The 17,198-nt window shown below is 71.9% G+C and carries 15 protein-coding genes; 8 read left to right on the plus strand and 7 right to left on the minus strand.

Annotated elements, in window-relative coordinates; genetic code table 11:
• The 3 genes from AN218_RS02575 to AN218_RS02585 all read right to left on the minus strand — a co-directional run.
• On the minus strand, nucleotides 1–778 hold a 778-nt coding region (locus tag AN218_RS02575), incomplete at its 3' end, for a carboxyl transferase domain-containing protein (protein ID WP_275936950.1).
• Nucleotides 771–2,213: an acyl-CoA synthetase gene (locus AN218_RS02580; RefSeq protein ID WP_070014900.1), complete on the minus strand. Its 1,443-nt coding sequence runs from the start codon at nucleotides 2,211–2,213 to the stop codon at nucleotides 771–773. The genes AN218_RS02575 and AN218_RS02580, both read right to left, overlap by 8 nt.
• Nucleotides 2,214–2,381: 168 nt before the next feature.
• Nucleotides 2,382–3,800 carry an SLC13 family permease gene (locus AN218_RS02585; protein WP_070014922.1) on the minus strand — a complete coding sequence of 473 codons (1,419 nt, stop codon included), beginning with the start codon at nucleotides 3,798–3,800 and terminating at the stop codon, nucleotides 2,382–2,384.
• A gap of 374 nt (nucleotides 3,801–4,174) precedes the next feature.
• On the opposite strand from AN218_RS02585, the gene AN218_RS02590 reads away from it, so the two are divergent.
• Nucleotides 4,175–4,909, plus strand: coding sequence for a FadR/GntR family transcriptional regulator (locus AN218_RS02590; protein ID WP_070014901.1), 735 nt, complete (start codon nucleotides 4,175–4,177; stop codon nucleotides 4,907–4,909).
• Nucleotides 4,910–5,065: 156 nt separating this feature from the next.
• Here AN218_RS02590 and AN218_RS02595 read toward each other — a convergent pair whose 3' ends face one another.
• Complete coding sequence (locus tag AN218_RS02595) at nucleotides 5,066–6,538, minus strand: amidase (protein ID WP_070014902.1); 1,473 nt, start codon at nucleotides 6,536–6,538, stop codon at nucleotides 5,066–5,068.
• A 29-nt stretch (nucleotides 6,539–6,567) separates the two neighbouring features.
• Complete coding sequence (locus tag AN218_RS02600; protein ID WP_070014903.1) at nucleotides 6,568–7,659, minus strand: amidohydrolase family protein; 1,092 nt, start codon at nucleotides 7,657–7,659, stop codon at nucleotides 6,568–6,570.
• A 485-nt stretch (nucleotides 7,660–8,144) separates the two neighbouring features.
• Here AN218_RS02600 and ectA point away from each other — a divergent pair, with 485 nt between their 5' ends.
• From ectA to thpD, 4 genes are all read left to right on the plus strand, one after another.
• Nucleotides 8,145–8,672: a diaminobutyrate acetyltransferase gene (gene ectA, locus AN218_RS02605; protein ID WP_070014908.1), complete on the plus strand. Its 528-nt coding sequence runs from the start codon at nucleotides 8,145–8,147 to the stop codon at nucleotides 8,670–8,672.
• A gap of 140 nt (nucleotides 8,673–8,812) precedes the next feature.
• A complete protein-coding gene (ectB, locus tag AN218_RS02610) occupies nucleotides 8,813–10,081 on the plus strand; it encodes a diaminobutyrate--2-oxoglutarate transaminase (RefSeq protein ID WP_070014910.1) in 1,269 nt (422 codons plus the stop codon).
• 81 nt (nucleotides 10,082–10,162) lie between these two features.
• On the plus strand, nucleotides 10,163–10,564 hold the full coding sequence (locus AN218_RS02615; protein ID WP_070014912.1) for an ectoine synthase: 402 nt from the start codon (nucleotides 10,163–10,165) through the stop codon (nucleotides 10,562–10,564).
• Nucleotides 10,565–10,696: 132 nt separating this feature from the next.
• A complete protein-coding gene (gene thpD / locus AN218_RS02620; protein ID WP_070014914.1) occupies nucleotides 10,697–11,596 on the plus strand; it encodes an ectoine hydroxylase in 900 nt (299 codons plus the stop codon).
• Between the two features lie 284 nt (nucleotides 11,597–11,880).
• Here thpD and AN218_RS02625 read toward each other — a convergent pair whose 3' ends face one another.
• The gene (locus tag AN218_RS02625; RefSeq protein WP_070014916.1) at nucleotides 11,881–12,801 is read right to left on the minus strand and encodes a peptidoglycan-binding domain-containing protein; all 921 of its coding nucleotides are present in this window, start codon (nucleotides 12,799–12,801) and stop codon (nucleotides 11,881–11,883) included.
• Between the two features lie 129 nt (nucleotides 12,802–12,930).
• Nucleotides 12,931–13,845, minus strand: coding sequence for a peptidoglycan-binding protein (locus AN218_RS02630; RefSeq protein WP_244900217.1), 915 nt, complete (start codon nucleotides 13,843–13,845; stop codon nucleotides 12,931–12,933).
• Nucleotides 13,846–14,192: 347 nt separating this feature from the next.
• On the opposite strand from AN218_RS02630, the gene AN218_RS02635 reads away from it, so the two are divergent.
• Genes AN218_RS02635 through AN218_RS02645 form a run of 3 tightly spaced genes read left to right on the plus strand, consistent with a single transcriptional unit; the run spans nucleotide 14,193 to nucleotide 17,114 of the window.
• A complete protein-coding gene (locus tag AN218_RS02635) occupies nucleotides 14,193–15,389 on the plus strand; it encodes a sensor histidine kinase (protein ID WP_244900219.1) in 1,197 nt (398 codons plus the stop codon).
• Nucleotides 15,382–16,479: a hypothetical protein gene (locus tag AN218_RS02640; RefSeq protein ID WP_244900220.1), complete on the plus strand. Its 1,098-nt coding sequence runs from the start codon at nucleotides 15,382–15,384 to the stop codon at nucleotides 16,477–16,479. The genes AN218_RS02635 and AN218_RS02640 overlap by 8 nt, the downstream gene beginning before the upstream one ends.
• The gene (locus AN218_RS02645) at nucleotides 16,458–17,114 is read left to right on the plus strand and encodes a response regulator transcription factor (protein WP_070014920.1); all 657 of its coding nucleotides are present in this window, start codon (nucleotides 16,458–16,460) and stop codon (nucleotides 17,112–17,114) included. The genes AN218_RS02640 and AN218_RS02645 overlap by 22 nt, the downstream gene beginning before the upstream one ends.
• Nucleotides 17,115–17,198 lie beyond the last annotated feature (84 nt).

Here is a 17,198-nt window from a genome sequence, read left to right on the forward strand (position 1 = left end):
GGGTGAGCCAGCGCTCCAGCGCCGGCCCCAACTCCCCCTGCCGGACGATCTGGTCGACGTGCCCGGCGGCGTACTGGCCCTCCGCCGTGTACGCGGTGGGGTCGGCGCCCTCGGGACGTACCCGCGACCCGGCGAAGGCGACCTGCGCGCCCGGCAGTGCGAGCACGACGTCGGCGGCGGCCCCGAGCGTGGCCCAGCCGCCGCCCGTGGCGGGGTCGCGCAGCACCGCGAGCTGCGGCACACCGGCCCGGCGGGTGAGCACCGACTCCCGTGCCACGCGCTGGAGTTGGCTCAGGGCGACCATGCCCTCCTGCATGCGGCTGCCACCGGTGGCGATCAGCGAGACCAGCGGGAGCCGGCGGGCGCGGGCGTGCTCGTACGCGGCGACGATCCGGTCTCCCGTACGGGCGCCGAGCGAGCCGCCGAGAAAGCCGAACTCGAAGGAGACCAGCACCACTTCGACGCCCGCACCGCGACCGCCGGAGCCTGAGCCGGGCCCCTCCGCCCCGTACTCGCCACCCCCGATACGGGCCGTCCCGCACACCACCGACTCGCTCTCGCCGGTGCGTTCGCGTGCCCGCTCGCGTGCCGCCCCGTAACCGGCCCAGCCGAGCGGGCCGTTCGGCTCCGTACTGCTGCCGGCGGACGCGGGCGGCTCCTCCAGCTCCGTGAAGCCGCTCGCGACGGCGCGGACGAGCGCTCGCGCCGACTCCCCGCCGCCGCCCGGGACTTCGCCCGCGCCACCCGCCGAGGAACGCTCGCTCGGGGGCTCACTCATGGAGGGCCCGCTTCATCAGCTTGCCCATGTCGTTGCGCGGCAGCGTCTCGCGGAAGCGCACCACGCGTGGCCGCTTGTGCGGGGTGAGCTGCCGCGCCACATGGTCGGCCAGCTCCTGTTCGCCGGGACGCTCCGCACCGGCCGCCGGGACGATCCAGGCGACGATGCGCTCCCCGAGGTCGTCGTCGCTCTCGCCCGTGACGGCGGCCTCGGCGACACCGGGGTGTTCGAGCAGCGCGTTCTCGATCTCGCCCGCACCGATCTTGTAGCCGCCGCTCTTGATGATGTCGGTGGCCTTGCGTCCGACGATCCGTACATAGCCGTCGGGGTCGCGCGTGGCCATGTCGCCCGTACGGAACCAGCCGCCGTCGAACGCCTCGGCCGTGGCGTCGGGCCGGTTGAGGTACTCGGTGAAGAGGTTGCGCCCGCGGACCTGGATCTCGCCCACCGTCTCGCCGTCCCGTACCTCGACGGTGTGCCCGTCCTCGTCGACGAGCCGCAGTTCGACCCCGTCCAGCGGGAGGCCCACGGTGCCCGGGCGGCGCTCGCCGTCGGCCCGCACGCTGGTGTTCATCAGGGTCTCGGTCATGCCGTAGCGCTCGACGATGCGCTGCCCGGTGGCCGCCGCGATGCGTTCGTGGTCGTGGACGGGCAGCGCGGCCGAACCCGACACCAGCAGACGGGCGTTGGCGAGCGCCTTGGCCAACCCCGCGTCGCCGCCGACCTCTTCGGCGAGGCGGTGGTACATCGTCGGTACGCCGAAGAGCATCGTGCCCTCGCCCTCCAGACCCCGCCGCACCGCGTCCGCGGAGAACCGGCCGAGGTGGTGGAGGGTGCCGCCGCGCCGCAGCGGCCCGAGTACGCCGAGGATCAGCCCGTGCACATGGAAGAGCGGCAGCCCGTGCACGAGCACGTCGTCCTCCGTCCACTCCCAGGCGTCGCGCAGCGCGTCGAGGGTGCAGACCAGGGCGCGGCGCGGCAGGACGGTGCCCTTGGGCGGGCCGGTGGTGCCCGAGGTGTAGACGATGACGGCGGGCGCCTCATCGTCCGCCTCCTCGGGCAGCGGCACGGTGTGCGGCGGGGGCGCGACGTCGATGCCGCGACGGGGCAACTGCGCGAGCGCGGACGGCAGTTCGGCGTCCTGCCCGGCGAGGACGAGGGCGGGTCGGCTGTCGCCCAGGATGTGGGCGAGTTCGCGTTCGCCGGTCTTCGGGTTGAGCGGTACGACGGGTGCTCCGGCGAGCAGCGCGGCGACCACCGCGACGCTCGTCTCCATGGTGGGGGTGGCCCAGACGGCGACCCGGCGGCCGGGGGTGAGTTCCGCGGCGAGCGCTCCGGCGACGCCGGCGAGCTCGGCGTAGCTCAGGCTCGTCTCACCGAAGCACAGTGCGGTCTTCGCGGAGGGGGCGCTCAGCGCCGGGAAGAGGGTGGACACGTCGGGGCTCCTCTGTCGTGCGCGGTCATGCCTCGTGCTCGGTCGTGCTCGGTCCTGCTCGCTCGTGTGCCGGGGTGGTGCCGGTGCGGGCGGGACGGGCGGTGGCCGTGCAGTCACCGTCCCGGTGACCGTGGCGGTACGGTCACCGTCCCGGTGCCCGGCCCCCGGTCACCCGAACCCGGGTACGACCATGGCCAGCCAGATCAACGCCGGTACCACCACCGTCACCGCTCCGCCGTAGATCATCAACTGCCGGAAGAACCGGTCGCGGTCGGTCTCCTCCGCACTGGCCAGCACGAGCGCGCCGTTGGTGGAGAAGGGGCTGACGTCGACGACCGTCGCGGAGACCGACAGCGCCGCGACCATGCCGACGACGCCGATCTCGCCCTTCTCCAGGAACGGGACGACGAGCGGGATGAGCGCCCCGATGATCCCCACCGACGACGCGAACGCCGAGACGAATCCGCCGATGTAGCAGAACAGCAGCGCGGCGACGAGCGGAATGCCGATGGCCGCGACGCCCTCGCCGGCCCACTCGATCGTGCCCATCTCATCCAGGACGTTGACGTAGGTGAGCATGCCGCACACCAGCAGAACGGTCGGCCAGGTGATGCCGTTGATGGCCTCCTTGCTGTGCGCGGGCCAGATCAGGGCGAGCACGACGGCCAGCGCGATGGCCGTCAGGCCCGCGTCCAGGTCGAAGCCGAGGACGGCGACGACGAGCAGGACGAGGCCGGTGAGCGTCGCGGCCCGTGCGGGGTCGAGCCGCTCGGCGCCCGGCCTGGGGCCGGTACCGGTCGCGCTCCCGGTCGCCGTGCCCGCCGTGGCCTCCCGGGTACGGGTGACCGTCCCGGCGCCGCCGGAGGCGGAGCCCGCCGCGGGGGCGTCCCCGGAGGTCCCGGCTCCCGTACCGCCGCCGGATCCCGCGGCCAGCCGTCCGCCGTCGTCGCCTCCGCCGTGTCCGTCGTCCCCGGCCTTCAGCCCCCGCAGCCGCGCTCCGCCGCACGCGACGAAGATCACCACGGCGATGACGAGGTTGACGACGAGGCTGGCGAGGAACAGTGCGATCTCGTTGCCCGGCAGGCCCTCCCTGGCCACGATGCTGTTGACGGTGGAGCCGTAGATGCTGATCGGCGAGAAGCCGCCGGCCTGTGCGCCGTGCACCACCAGCGCGCCCATGAGCAGCGGATGGATGCCGTACGTCGCGGCGAACCCCATCGCGATCGGCGCGATGATCGCGACGGCCGCCGGGCTGACCGCGCCGATGGCCGTCAGCACGCCGGTCACGGCGAACATCACCCAGGGGATCAGCACGATCCGGCCGCGTACCAGCCGGATCCCGGCGTGCACGAGCCAGTCGGTCGTGCCGTTCGCGCGGGCGATGGCGAAGAAGTACGTGACGCCGACGAGCACGACGAACAGGTCGCCCGGGAAGCCCTCGAAGACCTTCTCCGCGTCGAAGCCCGCGGCGAGGGTGCCCACGCCGAACGCGGCGGCGAAGGCGAGGGCCCCCATGTTGACCGAGCGCGTCGTGGCGACGACGAAGATCACCGCCAGCACCAGGATCGATATCAGTTCGGCAGACATGGGACTCCCGTCCTCGGACGCGGTGTTGGGGGTGCGGACGCCGGCACCGGGGCGGTGCGACGCCATGGAACCGGCACCGTGAAACCGGCCCGGTGGCCAAGTGGCTGAACCAAACTGCGCGCCGCTCCGTACGGTGTCAACAGCTCGGACGAAATTGGCCCATCCACTTGACCACCGGGCCACCGGGCCCGTTGATCTCCCGGTGCTAGGGTCTGTCTGCCGAACGGCGCCGCACGCCGTCGGGCGTGGGCGGCGGAGTCCGGTGCGCTCCGGGCGCCGCCGCACGGACGGGATTCGGCAGACGGAGACGCCAGGCTCCGCGCCTGGGGACGAGCGGGCCGGACACGGGCCGGACAAGGGGGCCGAGGGACCGCATGACCGACGACGCACTGCGACCGATGGCCCGCCCGCGCCTGTACGAACAGGTACTGGACCGGCTGCGCGCGTACGCCGTCGACCACGAACTGAGCGCGGGCGACCGCCTTCCCCCCGAACGCGAGCTGGCCCAGCGGCTGGGCGTCAGCCGCTCCTCCGTCAAGCAGGCCGTCGTCGTCCTCGAAGTGCAGGGCCTGGTGGAGACCCGGCACGGCGGCGGCACCTATCTGGTGCGCGACACCCTCGACGCGGAGCCCGTCGAGCGGCTCGTCGAACGGCAGCGGCGCCTGCCCGACGTGCTGGACGCACGCGAGGCGCTGGAGACCAAGCTCGCCGAACTGGCCGCCGAGCGCCGCACGGAGGAGGACCTGGAGGCGATGCGCGACGCGCTGGGCGCCATGGAGTCCGACATCGCGGACGGCGGCCACGGCGTCGAGGGCGACCGCCGCTTCCACGCGGCCGTCACCGCGGCCGGACACAGCACGCTGCTCGCGGAGTTCATGCGCTCGATCTCCGAGTCGATCGCCGAGAGCCGCACCGAGTCGCTGCGCCAGCCGGGCCGCCCCACCCGCTCGCTGGACCAGCACGCGCGCATCCTCGCCGCCGTCGAACGGGGCGACGGGAAGGCCGCGGCGGCGGCGATGCGGCGCCATGTGCGGACGGTCGCCAAGGTACGGCTGCTGGAGTGGAACCCGGACGAGGACGGCAAGGACACGGCGGCGGACGGCAGTTGACCGTCACAAGGGCGGTTGACCGTCACGGCGAGGCCGCCTGCCACGCCGCCGCTCAGCCGCACCACTCCCCCGCTCCCCTCAACCGGCCGCCTGCGCCCACGGGTTGAGCGCGCCGACAGCGTGCACCGGTTCAATTCACCGGCTGAGCCCGCCGGTTCAGCCCACCAGCGCCGGGCGCACCCGCTCCACCCAGCCGGTCTCCCGCTCGTACGCGCGGGCCAGCCGCAGCAGCCCGGCGTCGTCGCCGTGCCGCCCGACGAGCTGCACACCCGCCGGCAGCCCGCCCTCCGGGCCGCCGCCCCCGAACCCGGCGGGCATCGCGATCACCGGCACTCCGGCGAGCGTCCACGGCACGACGGTCTCCATCCAGCGGTGGTAGGTGTCCATCGCCCGCCCGGCGATCCGCTCCGGCCAGTGCGTCTCCTTGCGGAACGGGAACACCTGGGCGGCGGGGGCGAGTACGTAGTCGTAGCGGCCGAAGAACTCCGTCAGCGCCTCGTACCAGCGGTCGCGTGAGGCGGCGGCCTCCGCGAGGTCCAGCGCGCTCAGCGCCGCACCGCGCTCGACCTCCCAGACGGCCTCCGGCTTCATCAGCGCCCGGGTGGCGGGGTCCTCGTAGAGGCCGTAGCGCTCCAGGTTCGCCCAGCCGCGCCACGCCAGGAACGTCCGCCAGATCTCCTCCAGCGCGAAGTGCGGTCTGGCCTCGGTGACTTCGCAGCCCAGCGCCTCGAAGACGGCGAGGGAGGAGCGGCACACCTCCAGCACGCCCGGATCCGTCGCCAGCCGTCCGCCCCAGTCCCCCACCCATGCGACGCGCACGCCGCGGAGAGGCTCCCCGTCTGTCCCGAGCGCCGCGTCGAGGCCGGCAAACTCCCCGCCGTCCGCGCCGGGTTCGCCACGGCCCACGCCGCCGGCCAGCGGTGCGCTCGGATGCGGCCCTGCCAGGACGGACAGCAGCCGCGCCAGATCGTCGACCGTGCGCGCCATCGGCCCGGCCGTGGCGAGCTGCGCCGTCCAGCCCGGCGAGGGCACCAGCCCCCAACTCGGGCGCATGCCCAGCACGTTGTTGAAGGCGGCGGGATTGCGCAGCGACCCCATGTAGTCGCTGCCGTCCGCCACGGGCAGCATCCGCAGCGCGAGTGCGACGGCCGCGCCGCCGCTGCTGCCGCCCGCCGTGCGCGAGGGGTCGTAGGCGTTGCCCGTCGTGCCCCACACGGGGTTGTACGTCTGCGAACCGAGCCCGAACTCGGGGGTGTTGGTCTTCCCGATCACCACCGCACCGGCCGCCTTGGCCCGTTGGACGAGCAGCGCGTCCTGCCGTCCCACCCGGTCCCGGTAGACCGGCGAACCCTCCGTCCAGGGCAGCCCGTTCGCCTCGGTCAGATCCTTCACCGCGTACGGGAAGCCGTGCAGCGGGCCCGGCGGCTCGCCGCGCCGCAACTGCTCGTCGCGCTCGCGCGCCTGCCGCAGCGAGATCTCCGCGTCCTGGCGGCCGACGATCGCCCCGACGTGCGGATCGACGGCGTCGATGTGCTCCAGGTACGCCTCCACGACCTCGACGCACGAGACCTGACGGCCCGCGACCGCCCGCACCAGCCCGGCGGCGTCCCACTCGACGATCTCCCCCACGCCCGCTCCCCTCCTCCGTCCGTCCGCGGCTACCGCACCACCCGGCCCCGCAGCACCACGTGCCGCGGGTCGCCCAGCACCCGTACGTCTGCCCGCGGATCCTCCGCGAAGACCAGCAGATCCGCCGGTGCACCCTCCTCCAGACCCGGCCTCCCCAGCCAGCGGCGCGCTCCCCAACTCGCGGCGGAGACCGCGTCGACGGCCGGGATCCCGGCGGTGACCAGTTCGGCGACCTCCGCGGCGACCTGCCCGTGCGCGAGCGAGCCGCCGGCGTCGGTGCCGGCGAAGACCGGCACGCCCGCCTCCCAGGCGGCGCGCACGGTCTCGTAACGGCGCTCGTGGAGCCGGAGCATGTGCCGCGACCAGCGCGGGTACTTCATGCCGCCCGCCGCGAGCTTCGGGAACGTCGCGGTGTTGATCAGCGTCGGGACGATGGGGATGCCGCGCTCCGCGAAGAGCGGCACGGTCTCCTCGGTCAGTCCCGTCGCGTGCTCGATGCAGTCGATGCCCGCCTCGACCAGGTCGCGCAGCGAGTTCTCGGCGAAGCAGTGCGCCGTGACCCGCGCTCCCTCCTCGTGCGCCGCCGCGACGGCCTCCTCCAGCGCCCAGCGGGGCCAACTCGGCGCCAGGTCCCCCTCGGAGCGGTCGATCCAGTCGCCGACGAGCTTGACCCAGCCGTCGCCGCGCACCGCCTCACGCCGGACGTACGCGGCGAGGTCGCCGGGCTCGATCTCGTGCGCGTAGTTGCGGATGTAGCGCTTCGTACGGGCGATGTGGCGCCCGGCGCGGATGATCCGCGGCAGGTCCTCGCGGTCGTCGATCCACCGGGTGTCGGACGGGGACCCCGCGTCGCGCAACAGCAGCGCCCCGGCCTCGCGTTCGGTCAGCGCCTGCTTCTCGCTGGTGGCCTCGTCCACGGGGCCCTGCTGGTCGAGGCCGACGTGGCAGTGGGCGTCGACGAGGCCGGGCAGCACCCAGCCCTCGACGGTGGCGCTCTCGCCGCCGGGGCGGGAGGGGCGGGTGTAGGTGACGCGTCCGTCCACCACCCACAGCTCGTCCCGTACGTCGTCCGGGCCCGCCAGGACACGTCCCTTGATGTGGAGATCACCGCGGTCGCTCATGACCCCGACCTTATGGGGACTCGCCGTTCCTGCTGCACCCCGCCGGTGCGGGGATTACGCTGTGGCCGCACACGGTGGTGATCGTATTGCGTACGGAAGGAAAAGATGCGGCGTCGGGCTCTTTGCCGGAGAATGCATTTCTCACGGCTATGCAGAGCAGAGCTTCCCGCATTCTTCTGCCCGCTTTCCGCGCCGCTAAACGCTCGGGTTTGCAGTGGTTATCGTCACGTAATTCGCCCGTGGATCACGGTGGTTACCACAGTGTGACGGACTCCACAGGACGCCCGTTACGCCCCGGAAAATACTGATACGCCGGGATGAAAAGGCCCTCTTGATCACACGTGCGCGCCTGCGCGCGATAACACAGCACCCCCGGTTCGCGTAACCCCTCCCCGCCGTGCGTTTTCGGATTCTGCTGGGTAAATTTAATACCCATGACCGCCGCACAAGCAGACCATGCACGTGCCCACAGAGATTTCCTGGAAATGCCGGAAGGGCTGACACTCGACGCTCCACGGCTGGAGGACGGGGCGGCGCTGTGGCGTATCGCCCGGGACTCCCGGACGCTCGATCTCAACTCCTCCTACAGCTACCTCCTGTGGTGCCGCGACTTCGCCGCCACCTCCGTCGTGGCGCGGGACGCGGCCGGCGAGCCGGTCGGCTTCATCACCGGCTATGTGCGCCCGGCGCGTCCGCGGACCCTCGTCGTATGGCAGGTGGCCGTCGACGGGGCGGCACGCGGCCGCGGGCTCGCGGCGGCCATGCTCGACGGGCTGACCGCCCGCACCGCTCGGGAACTGGGAGTCGACGGCATCGAGACCACCGTCACCCCCGACAACACTCCGTCCAACCGCCTCTTCACCTCCTTCGCCGAGCGCCACGGCGCGACGGCGGAGAAGGAAGTGCTGTTCGACGCCGGGGTGTTCCCCGAGAGCGGTCACGAGCCCGAAGTGCTCTACCGCATCGGCCCGGTGGCCTTCCCCGCGGACACGGAACGTCCGGCAGCGCGCTGACCCCGCGCCGCCGACCGCCGTTCCACGCCCCACGGTCCGTGAGCGAGTCGCCGAGCCACGCGTACAGGCAGTGACGCCAACCCGTCCCCGATCCCGCACCCGAACTTCGACCGCACGCAACTCACTCCCAGGAGCAAGCTGTGACCATCATCCAGCCCGACCTCACCGTCTTCGAGACCGTCGAGTCCGAGGTCCGCAGTTACTGCCGCGGCTGGCCCACGATCTTCGACCGGGCCCAGGGCTCGCACATGTACGACGAGGACGGCCACACCTACCTCGACTTCTTCGCCGGCGCCGGAACGCTCAACTACGGCCACAACAACCCCGTACTCAAACGCGCCCTGCTGGACTACCTGGAGCGTGACGGGGTCGTGCACGGCCTCGACATGAGCACCACCGCCAAGCGCGCCTTCCTGGAGACCTTCCAGGAGAAGATCCTTCAGCCGCGCGGCATGAACCACAAGGTGATGTTCCCGGGCCCGACGGGCACCAACTCCGTTGAGGCGGCGCTGAAACTGGCCCGCAAGGTCAAGGGCCGTGAGTCGATCGTCTCCTTCACCAACGCCTTCCACGGGATGTCGCTGGGCTCGCTCGCCGTCACCGGCAACGCCTTCAAGCGCGCCGGCGCGGGCATCCCGCTGGTGCACGGCACCCCGATGCCCTTCGACGACTATCTGGGCGGCACCACCGACGACTTCGTCTGGTTCGAGCGGCTGCTGGAGGACCAGGGCTCCGGTCTGAACAAGCCCGCGGCCGTCATCGTGGAGACCGTGCAGGGCGAGGGCGGCATCAACGTCGCGCGCGCCGAGTGGCTGCGCGCCCTGTCCGAGCTGTGCGAGCGCCACGACATGCTGCTCATCGTCGACGACATCCAGATGGGCTGCGGCCGCACCGGCGCCTTCTTCTCCTTCGAGGAGGCGGGCATCAAGCCGGACATCATCACCCTGTCGAAGTCCATCGGCGGCTACGGACTGCCGCTCGCCCTCACGCTGTTCAAGCCCGAGCTGGACGTGTGGGAGCCCGGCGAGCACAACGGCACCTTCCGCGGCAACAACCCGGCGTTCGTCACGGCCACGGCCGCGATCGAGACGTACTGGACCGACAGCCAGATGGAGAAGCAGACCCTCTCCCGCGGCGAGCAGGTCGAGGCCGTTTTGCGGGCGATTTCCGAGGAACACAGCGACGACGTCGCCGACTTCCGCGGACGCGGCCTGGTCTGGGGTCTGGAGTTCCACGACAAGGACCGTGCCAACGCTGTCGCCAAGCGCTGCTTCGAACTCGGTCTCCTCATCGAGACCTCGGGACCGCAAAGCGAGGTCGTGAAGATGCTTCCGGCGCTTACGATCACTCCCGAGGAGCTGGACGAGGGCCTGCGCGTCCTGGCGAGGGCGGTGCGCGAAACCGCCTAGCTCTGATCCGCTCCACGGCCCGCCCCGGTTGCGTCCGGGGCGGGCCGACCCCGTAATGAAGAGAGAAAGGTACGTCAGACCGTGATCGTTCGTTCATTCAAGGACATCGAGGACACCGACCGACACATCAAGTCCGCATCCGGCACCTGGGAAAGCAAGCGGATCGTGCTGGCGAAGGAGCGCGTCGGCTTCTCCCTGCACGAGACCGTGCTGTACGCCGGTACGGAGACCTCCATGTGGTACGCAAACCACATCGAAGCCGTACTCTGCGTAGAGGGCGAGTCCGAACTCACCAACGAAGAGACCGGTGAGAAGCACCTGATCACCCCCGGCACCATGTATCTGCTCGACGGGCACGAGAAGCACACGATGCGCCCCATCACCGACTTCCGGTGCATCTGCGTCTTCAATCCCCCCGTGACGGGCCGGGAGGATCACGACGAGAACGGTGTCTACCCGCTTCTCACCGAGCCTGACGCCTGAGCCTCAAAGCCCGGCCGTGAACGGCCGTTTCGGCGGATTCCGCCACCGCACGGTTCGCGGATTCCGCCGCTTCGCGGCTCCGGCCGCTCGCCCACCGAACAGGGCCGTACGAGAGGAGAGGAAGGCAACACCATGACCACCGCACCCGAGCGCACCGCCGACCTGTACCCCACTCGCGGAGCCACCGAGGTGGCCACTCCCCGCATGGACCCGGTCGTGTGGTCCGAGGAGGGTACGCCGGGGCCCGTCGAGGCCGCGGTTCTGGCGGATTACGAGCGGGACGGGTTCCTGGTCGTCGACCAGCTCATCACCCCCGATGAGGTCGACATGTACAACAGGGAGCTGAACCGGCTCACCACGGATCCGGAGGTCCGTGCCGACAGGCGCTCGATCGTCGAGCCGAAGTCGGAGGAGATCCGGACCGTGTTCGAGGTGCACAAGATCAGCGAGGTCTTCGCCGCTCTGGCGCGGGACCCGCGCGTGGTCGGCCGGGCACGGCAGATCCTGGGCTCGGACGTCTACGTCCATCAGTCCAGGATCAACGTCAAGCCCGGCTTCGGTGCCACCGGTTTCTACTGGCACTCCGACTTCGAGACCTGGCACGCGGAGGACGGCATCCCCAACATGCGGACCGTGTCCGTCTCCATCGCCCTCACGAAGAACTACGACACCAACGGCGGCCTGATGATCATGCCGGGGTCTCACAAGACCTTTCTCGGCTGCTCGGGCGAGACGCCGAAGGACAACTACAAGAAGTCCCTTCAGATGCAGGACGCGGGCACACCGTCCGATGAGTCCCTGACCAAGTTCGCCGACGCGCACGGCATCAAGCTGTTCACCGGAGAACCCGGTTCGGCGACGTGGTTCGACTGCAACTGCCTGCACGGGAGCGGCGACAACATCACGCCCTACCCGCGAAGCAACGTGTTCATCGTCTTCAACAGCGTGGAGAACAAGGCCATGGAGCCCTTCGCGGCCCCGGTCCGCCGGCCCGAGTTCATCGGGGCGCGCGACTTCACCCCCGTGAGGTGACGCAGCACGCGGGTCGGTGACCGCGCGGAGCGGAACCGTCACATTCGGTTCCCACGGCGCGGACGTCAGGCACCGTCCCCCACAGCACAGTCCACCACAGCACACAGAAAGAAAGGGGGGAGACCGTACGCCGGTCTCCCCCCTCCCCCGACTGCCCCGGTTCCAGGCGCTGTTCGGCCCTCACGGGCACGACAGCGGGGAACGGGGGAAGGGTTCCGGCCCCGCGGTGGGGCACAGGACCGGAACCGTGGCACTCCGCGTTCTCATGCCGCTGAGAGCGAGCCTCACAGCCCCTTCGCGCGCTCGATCAGCTCACGGGCGGTGCCCTCCACGGCGTCGTAGCGGTCCGGGTAGGCCGAGACCTGCACCTTCTGCGCCACCTGGCCCGCGGTCAGGTCCGGGTTGTCCGCCGCCACGTCGACGGCGCGGGTGAAGAACGCGTTCGACGCGTACGCCACGTCCTGGATCTGCTCCGGCGTTCCCCAGCCCTGCGACGGGCGCTGCTGGAACACCCCGAGGGAGTCCCGGTCGCCGCAGTCCAGGTTGTTCATGTTGGACTCGACCACGCCCGCCTCGAATCCGGCGAGCATCACGCGGTCGCTGACGCCGAGTTCGACGCCCTTCTGGTAGACGCCCTTGAGCACGTCGGGGTCGGGATCGTCCGGCACCGTGCAGCCGCCGCCGTCGTCGCCGCCGCCCTGGCCCATGAGGTACTGCCAGGTCTCGGCGCCGATGACACCGTCCGCGCTCAGCCCCTTGTCCTGCTGGAACTTGGTGGCCGCGGAGGCGGTCGCGGCGCCGAACTCCCCGTCGACGGCGAGCCCGTAGCCGTACTTGTTGAGCGCGGTCTGCGCCGCCTTGACCGCGTCGCCGCTGTCGCCCTCGCGCACGGTGACGACCAGACCCGGCCACGTCTCCGCGCCGACGACGCCGTCGGCGGCGAAGCCCTTGTCCTTCTGGAAGGCGACGACGGTGTTCTCCGTCGCCGGACCGAAGTCGCTGTCGACCGCGACGTCGTAACCGTGGCTGCGCAGCAGGTACTGCGCGGTGGTGACGTTCGCTCCCGTCGTGCCGTTAGCGATCGCCGGCCAGGCCGGTGCGGCGGAGGCCGACTGCACCAGGCCGAGTGAGACCACCAGGGCCGCACACAGCCCGGCGACCACGGCCCACACACGGAAGGCCGCCGGTCTCCTGGTCAGTGTCATCGCATTCAACTCCGTGCTCCCCTTGGTGAGTTCGGTGAGGTCGGTGGTATCGGCGCCCGGGCCGGCGCCGGGGCCCTGGCAGGCACGGCTCGGGGCGTGTCTGCCAGGGCCGTCTGTGCGCCGTGTCGGCTACTCCGTGCAGCCGCTGGTCGGCAGGTCACCGGGCGCGGGCGGCGCGGTTCCGTCGTAGACGGCGAGCATGGCGGTCTGCGGGCAGCGGTTCGCGCCGCCGGCGACGATCTCCAGATGTACGTGCGGGCCCGTGGAGTTGCCGGTGCTGCCCGACGAACCGAGCTGGGTGCCCGCGTCGACCTGCGTACCGGAGCCGACTCCGTGGGCGGAGAAGTGGCAGTAGTAGTAGGTGGCGCCGTCGTCGCCGGCCACCTCGTAGCCCAGTCCGCACCGGTCGTTGTCGATCTGGTTCGCGACGCCGGAGTGCACCGCGTAGACCGCGGTCCCGGTGCCCACCGGCAGGTCGAGGGCCGGGTAGTCGTGGTGCGGCACGTTGTAGGCGTCGCGGGAGAGCGCGTCGCGCGGGATGGGCAGGGAGTACGCGCCGTCCGCACCGCCGCCGCCGCTCTCGCCGATCAGGCTCTGCCACGTCTCGGCGCCGACGATGCCGTCCGCGCCGAGCCCCTTGTCCTTCTGGAACTTGGTGGCGGCGGAGGCGGTCGCGGCACCGAACTGCCCGTCGACGGTGAGTCCGTAGCCGTGTTTGTTGAGCGCGGTCTGCGCCGCCGAGACCGCGTCGCCGCTGTCGCCCTCGCGGACCGTGACGACCAGACCCGGCCACGTCTCCGCACCGATGACGCCGTCGGCGGCGTACCCCTTGTCCTTCTGGAAGGCGACGGCCGCGCTCTCCGTCGCCGGACCGAACTCGCTGTCGACGGAGACGTCCTGACCGTGGCTGCGCAACAGGTACTGGGCGACGCCGACGTCGGGACCCGAGGACCCCTTGCTGATGGCCGGCCACGTCGGTGCGGCGGTGGCCGACTGCACCAGACCGAGCGAGACCACCAGGGCCGCACAGAGCGCGGCGACCACGATCCACGTGCGACTGGCTCTTACTCGCGATATCAACCCGACTCCCAGCGTTGAGGAACGTTGCGCGCCGCAAAGTAGCAACCTGCGGTCCGGTCGGCATCGGGCGTTCGACCGACCTGCGGAACGGGACGTCTCCGCCGGTCGCGGCCGCACCGGCCCGCTGCGGGCGGTCCGCGGACTCGTACGGGCAGGACCGGACCGTCGGGCCGTACCGCCCTGTACCGCCCCGTACCGGACAGCGCGCACGCTCGGCGTACGTCCCCGTCGTACGGCTCCGATATAGTCCCGTCGCCCGGATCCGCGCAGGCCGGCGACGTGACCGGCCCGACCCAGAGGACGGTGATCCGATGCCCGGACCGTCATCCCGCGGTGCCGCACCGGCCGCGCCGTCCGCACCGGCACCGGCACCGGATGACTCACCGGTCACGCCGCCCCCGGCCCAAGGCAGCGTCGAGGCGCGGTTCCTGGCGTCCGCCCACCGGCTGGCCCCCGCCGTACGCGGGGTGGCCGTGGTCGTCATCAGCGTCTTCGGGCTTCTCGGGGTGCCCGACGAGGCCGTGCCGATGGGCTTCGCCGTCTTCGGGCTGGTGCTCGCCGGGGCCGCGGTGGACTGCTGCGCGGGGTTCACGGGGCGGGGCGCGGCGCTCTCCCCGGTGCTGGCCGTGCTGCGGGTCGTGGCGGTCTGCGCGGTCCAGGAGTGGACGGGCGGGCCCGCGAACCTGTGGGCGCTCAACGTGCTGACGACGACGGCGATCACGTTGCAGTGGGAGTGGTCCCCGGCGGTGACCGTGCCCGTCACGGCCGGGCTGCTCGCGGTCGAACTGGCCGCCGCCGGGACGGAGGTGACCGGCACGCTGGTGCCGCGGCTGCTCTTCGAATGTCTGCTGGCCCGCCTGGGGTTCGTCCTGCTGCGCCAATCGGGCAGGCGCGTGGACGAGTTGAGGGAACGCCGCTCGGCGCTGGCGCTCGCGGAGGCGGTGTCCCTGGCGCGGCACCGTAAGGAACGGGAGTACCTCGCGCTGCTGCACGACACGGCGGCCTCGACCTTCCTGCTGGTGACGGTGCAGGGCACGGACATGGACCCGGAGCAGGCCGCCGAGTACGCCCGGCGCGACCTCGCGGTGCTCACCGGCACCGCGGGCGGAGCGACCGACCAGGACAGCCCCGTGGACCTGACGGCCTCGCTGCGTACCGTCGTCGGCGCCGGCGGGCGCCTGTCCGTCGACGTCCACGCGGACGAAGTCCCCCTGGTTCCGGCCTCGGTGGCGCTCGCCTTCGTCCGTGCGGTGCGCGAGGCGCTCGTCAACGTCGAGCGGCATGCCGGGGTCGGGACGGCCACGCTGAGCGTGCGCGGCGAGGGCGACCGCGTCGTCGTCGTGGTGGCCGACAGCGGGGTGGGGTTCCAGCCGGAGCAGGTGGCGCGCTCCCGCCGCGGGATCCGCGGCTCGGTGGTCGAGCGCATGGCCGCGGTCGGCGGCGGCGCCACGGTCACCTCACGGCCCGGTGCGGGCACCGGCGTGCGGATGGTGTGGCCCGGTGAGTGAGAGCGCGGCGAGCGACCACGTCCACGCGACGATGCGGATCGTCCTGGTCTGCGCGACCGGAGTGCTCCAATTCGGCCTGAGCCTGCACCCGTTGCTCACGCTGGACTACCGCCACCGGTCCCTCGCCGTGGCCGCCTTCGTCGCCCTGGCTTGTGTGCCCGCCGTCTGCTGCTGGTGGGTGCTGCGGCGCAGACCGCTGCCGGCGGCCGTCGCCGCGGCGGGCACGGCGGTCGTGCTCGTGGCGTCGTTCTGCGCCACGGCCGCGGTCGCCCCGGACCAGCGTTTCCAGGCGCCGGACTGGTCGTTCGGGCTGGTGGGGTGGCATCTGCTGCTGCTGTTGCTGGACCGGGTGCGGGTGCTGGTCACGGTGCTGGCGGTGCATCTGGCGGCCAGCGCGGTGCTGTTCCTGTCGGCGGGGGTGCCGGACCGTGCGGCGCTCGGTGCGGCCGGTGCCACCGCTTTCAGCGCGATCAACGTCCAGTTGGCGGTCATCGTGGTCACGCGCGTACTGAGCCGGCAGAGCCACGAGGCGACGGCGGTGGCCGAGGAACGGGACCGGCTGGCGGCCCGCGTCGTGACCGCGCAGCAGTGGGAACGGGGCCAACGCAGCGTCTTCGCCGGGCAGTTGGGCCTGACGCTGCCGCTGCTCGCGGGCCTTGCCGACGGCGAACTGGATCCGCGCGACGGCGACACCCGGCGCCGGTGCGCGCTCGCCGCGACGCAGTTGCGCCGGCTGTTCGCCGAGAACGACGAGGTGCCCGACCCGTTGGTGCACGAGGTCACCGCATGCGTCGACACGGCCGAACGGCGCGGCGTCGACGTGTCGTTCGCGATCAGCGGCGCGGCCGTGCCGGTGCCCTCTCAGGTGCGCCACGAGCTGACAGGACCGGTGGTCACGGCATTGTCGGCGGCGCGGACTCGTGCCAGGGTGAGCGTGCTGCGCACCGACGAGGAGATACGCATCGCGGTGGTGGCCGACGCCGGTGCCGACGACATGGTCACCGCGCCCACGGGGCAGGTCGCGGTCGAGTACGGCGCCTACGGCGAGTACCTGCGGATGGAGACCAGATGGCGCAAGCGACACGGCTGAGCGCGGTCATCGTCGACGACCACCCCGCCGTACGTGCCGGGGTCGCCCAGTGGCTGTCCGCCGGCACCCCGCCGATACGGGTCGCCGCGTCCGGTGACGACGTCCGCGAGGCGTGGACCGGCGAGGGCGCCACCGCCGACGTGGTCATCCTCGATCTGCATCTGGGCGGCCCGGCACCGGCCATGGGCGAGCTGCGCAGACTGGCCGAGGCGGGGCGGCGGGTCGTCGTCTACTCGATGCGCGCGGACGACGACATCGCGTTGCAGTGCCTGGAGTTGGGGGCCCTGAGCTATCTGACGAAGGCCGAGGGCGCCGATCATCTCCTGGAGGCCGCCGCCGCGGCGGCGTCGGGCCGTGCGTACACCCCGCCGTCGCTGGCGGGCGCGCTGGCCGGCGACCGCTCCAGCAACCGTCCGGCGCTGTCGGCGCGCGAGACCGAGGTGCTGGTCGAGTGGTTCCAGTCCGAGTCCAAGGACTTCGTGGGCCGGCGTCTCGGCATCTCGCCGCGCACGGTCAACACCCACCTCGAACACATCCGGATCAAGTACGCGATGAGCGGCAGGGAGGCACCCACCAAGGCGGCGCTTCTGGCACGCGCGATCCAGGACGGGCTGGTCCAGCTCGACGATCTGTGAGCGCGGGTTCCTCCCCGTCCCCCGTCAACAGCCGTGGTACGAGGGCGGATCCGGGCCCGTCACGGGTCCGGCGGGTGACGGCCG

Source organism: Streptomyces nanshensis (assembly GCF_001751255.1).
In the GTDB taxonomy this organism is placed as follows: Bacteria; Actinomycetota; Actinomycetes; order Streptomycetales; family Streptomycetaceae; genus Streptomyces; species Streptomyces nanshensis_A.

Coding starts and splice junctions, on each gene's coding strand:
- AN218_RS02635 (WP_244900219.1), top strand. CDS start 14,193: ATGCCCGGACCGTCATCCCGCGGTGCCGCACCGGCCGCGCCGTCCGCA.
- AN218_RS02600 (WP_070014903.1), bottom strand. CDS start 7,659: ATGAGCGACCGCGGTGATCTCCACATCAAGGGACGTGTCCTGGCGGGC.
- AN218_RS02585 (WP_070014922.1), bottom strand. CDS start 3,800: ATGTCTGCCGAACTGATATCGATCCTGGTGCTGGCGGTGATCTTCGTC.
- ectA (WP_070014908.1), top strand. CDS start 8,145: ATGCCGGAAGGGCTGACACTCGACGCTCCACGGCTGGAGGACGGGGCG.
- AN218_RS02645 (WP_070014920.1), top strand. CDS start 16,458: ATGGCGCAAGCGACACGGCTGAGCGCGGTCATCGTCGACGACCACCCC.
- AN218_RS02590 (WP_070014901.1), top strand. CDS start 4,175: ATGACCGACGACGCACTGCGACCGATGGCCCGCCCGCGCCTGTACGAA.
- thpD (WP_070014914.1), top strand. CDS start 10,697: ATGACCACCGCACCCGAGCGCACCGCCGACCTGTACCCCACTCGCGGA.
- AN218_RS02625 (WP_070014916.1), bottom strand. CDS start 12,801: ATGACACTGACCAGGAGACCGGCGGCCTTCCGTGTGTGGGCCGTGGTC.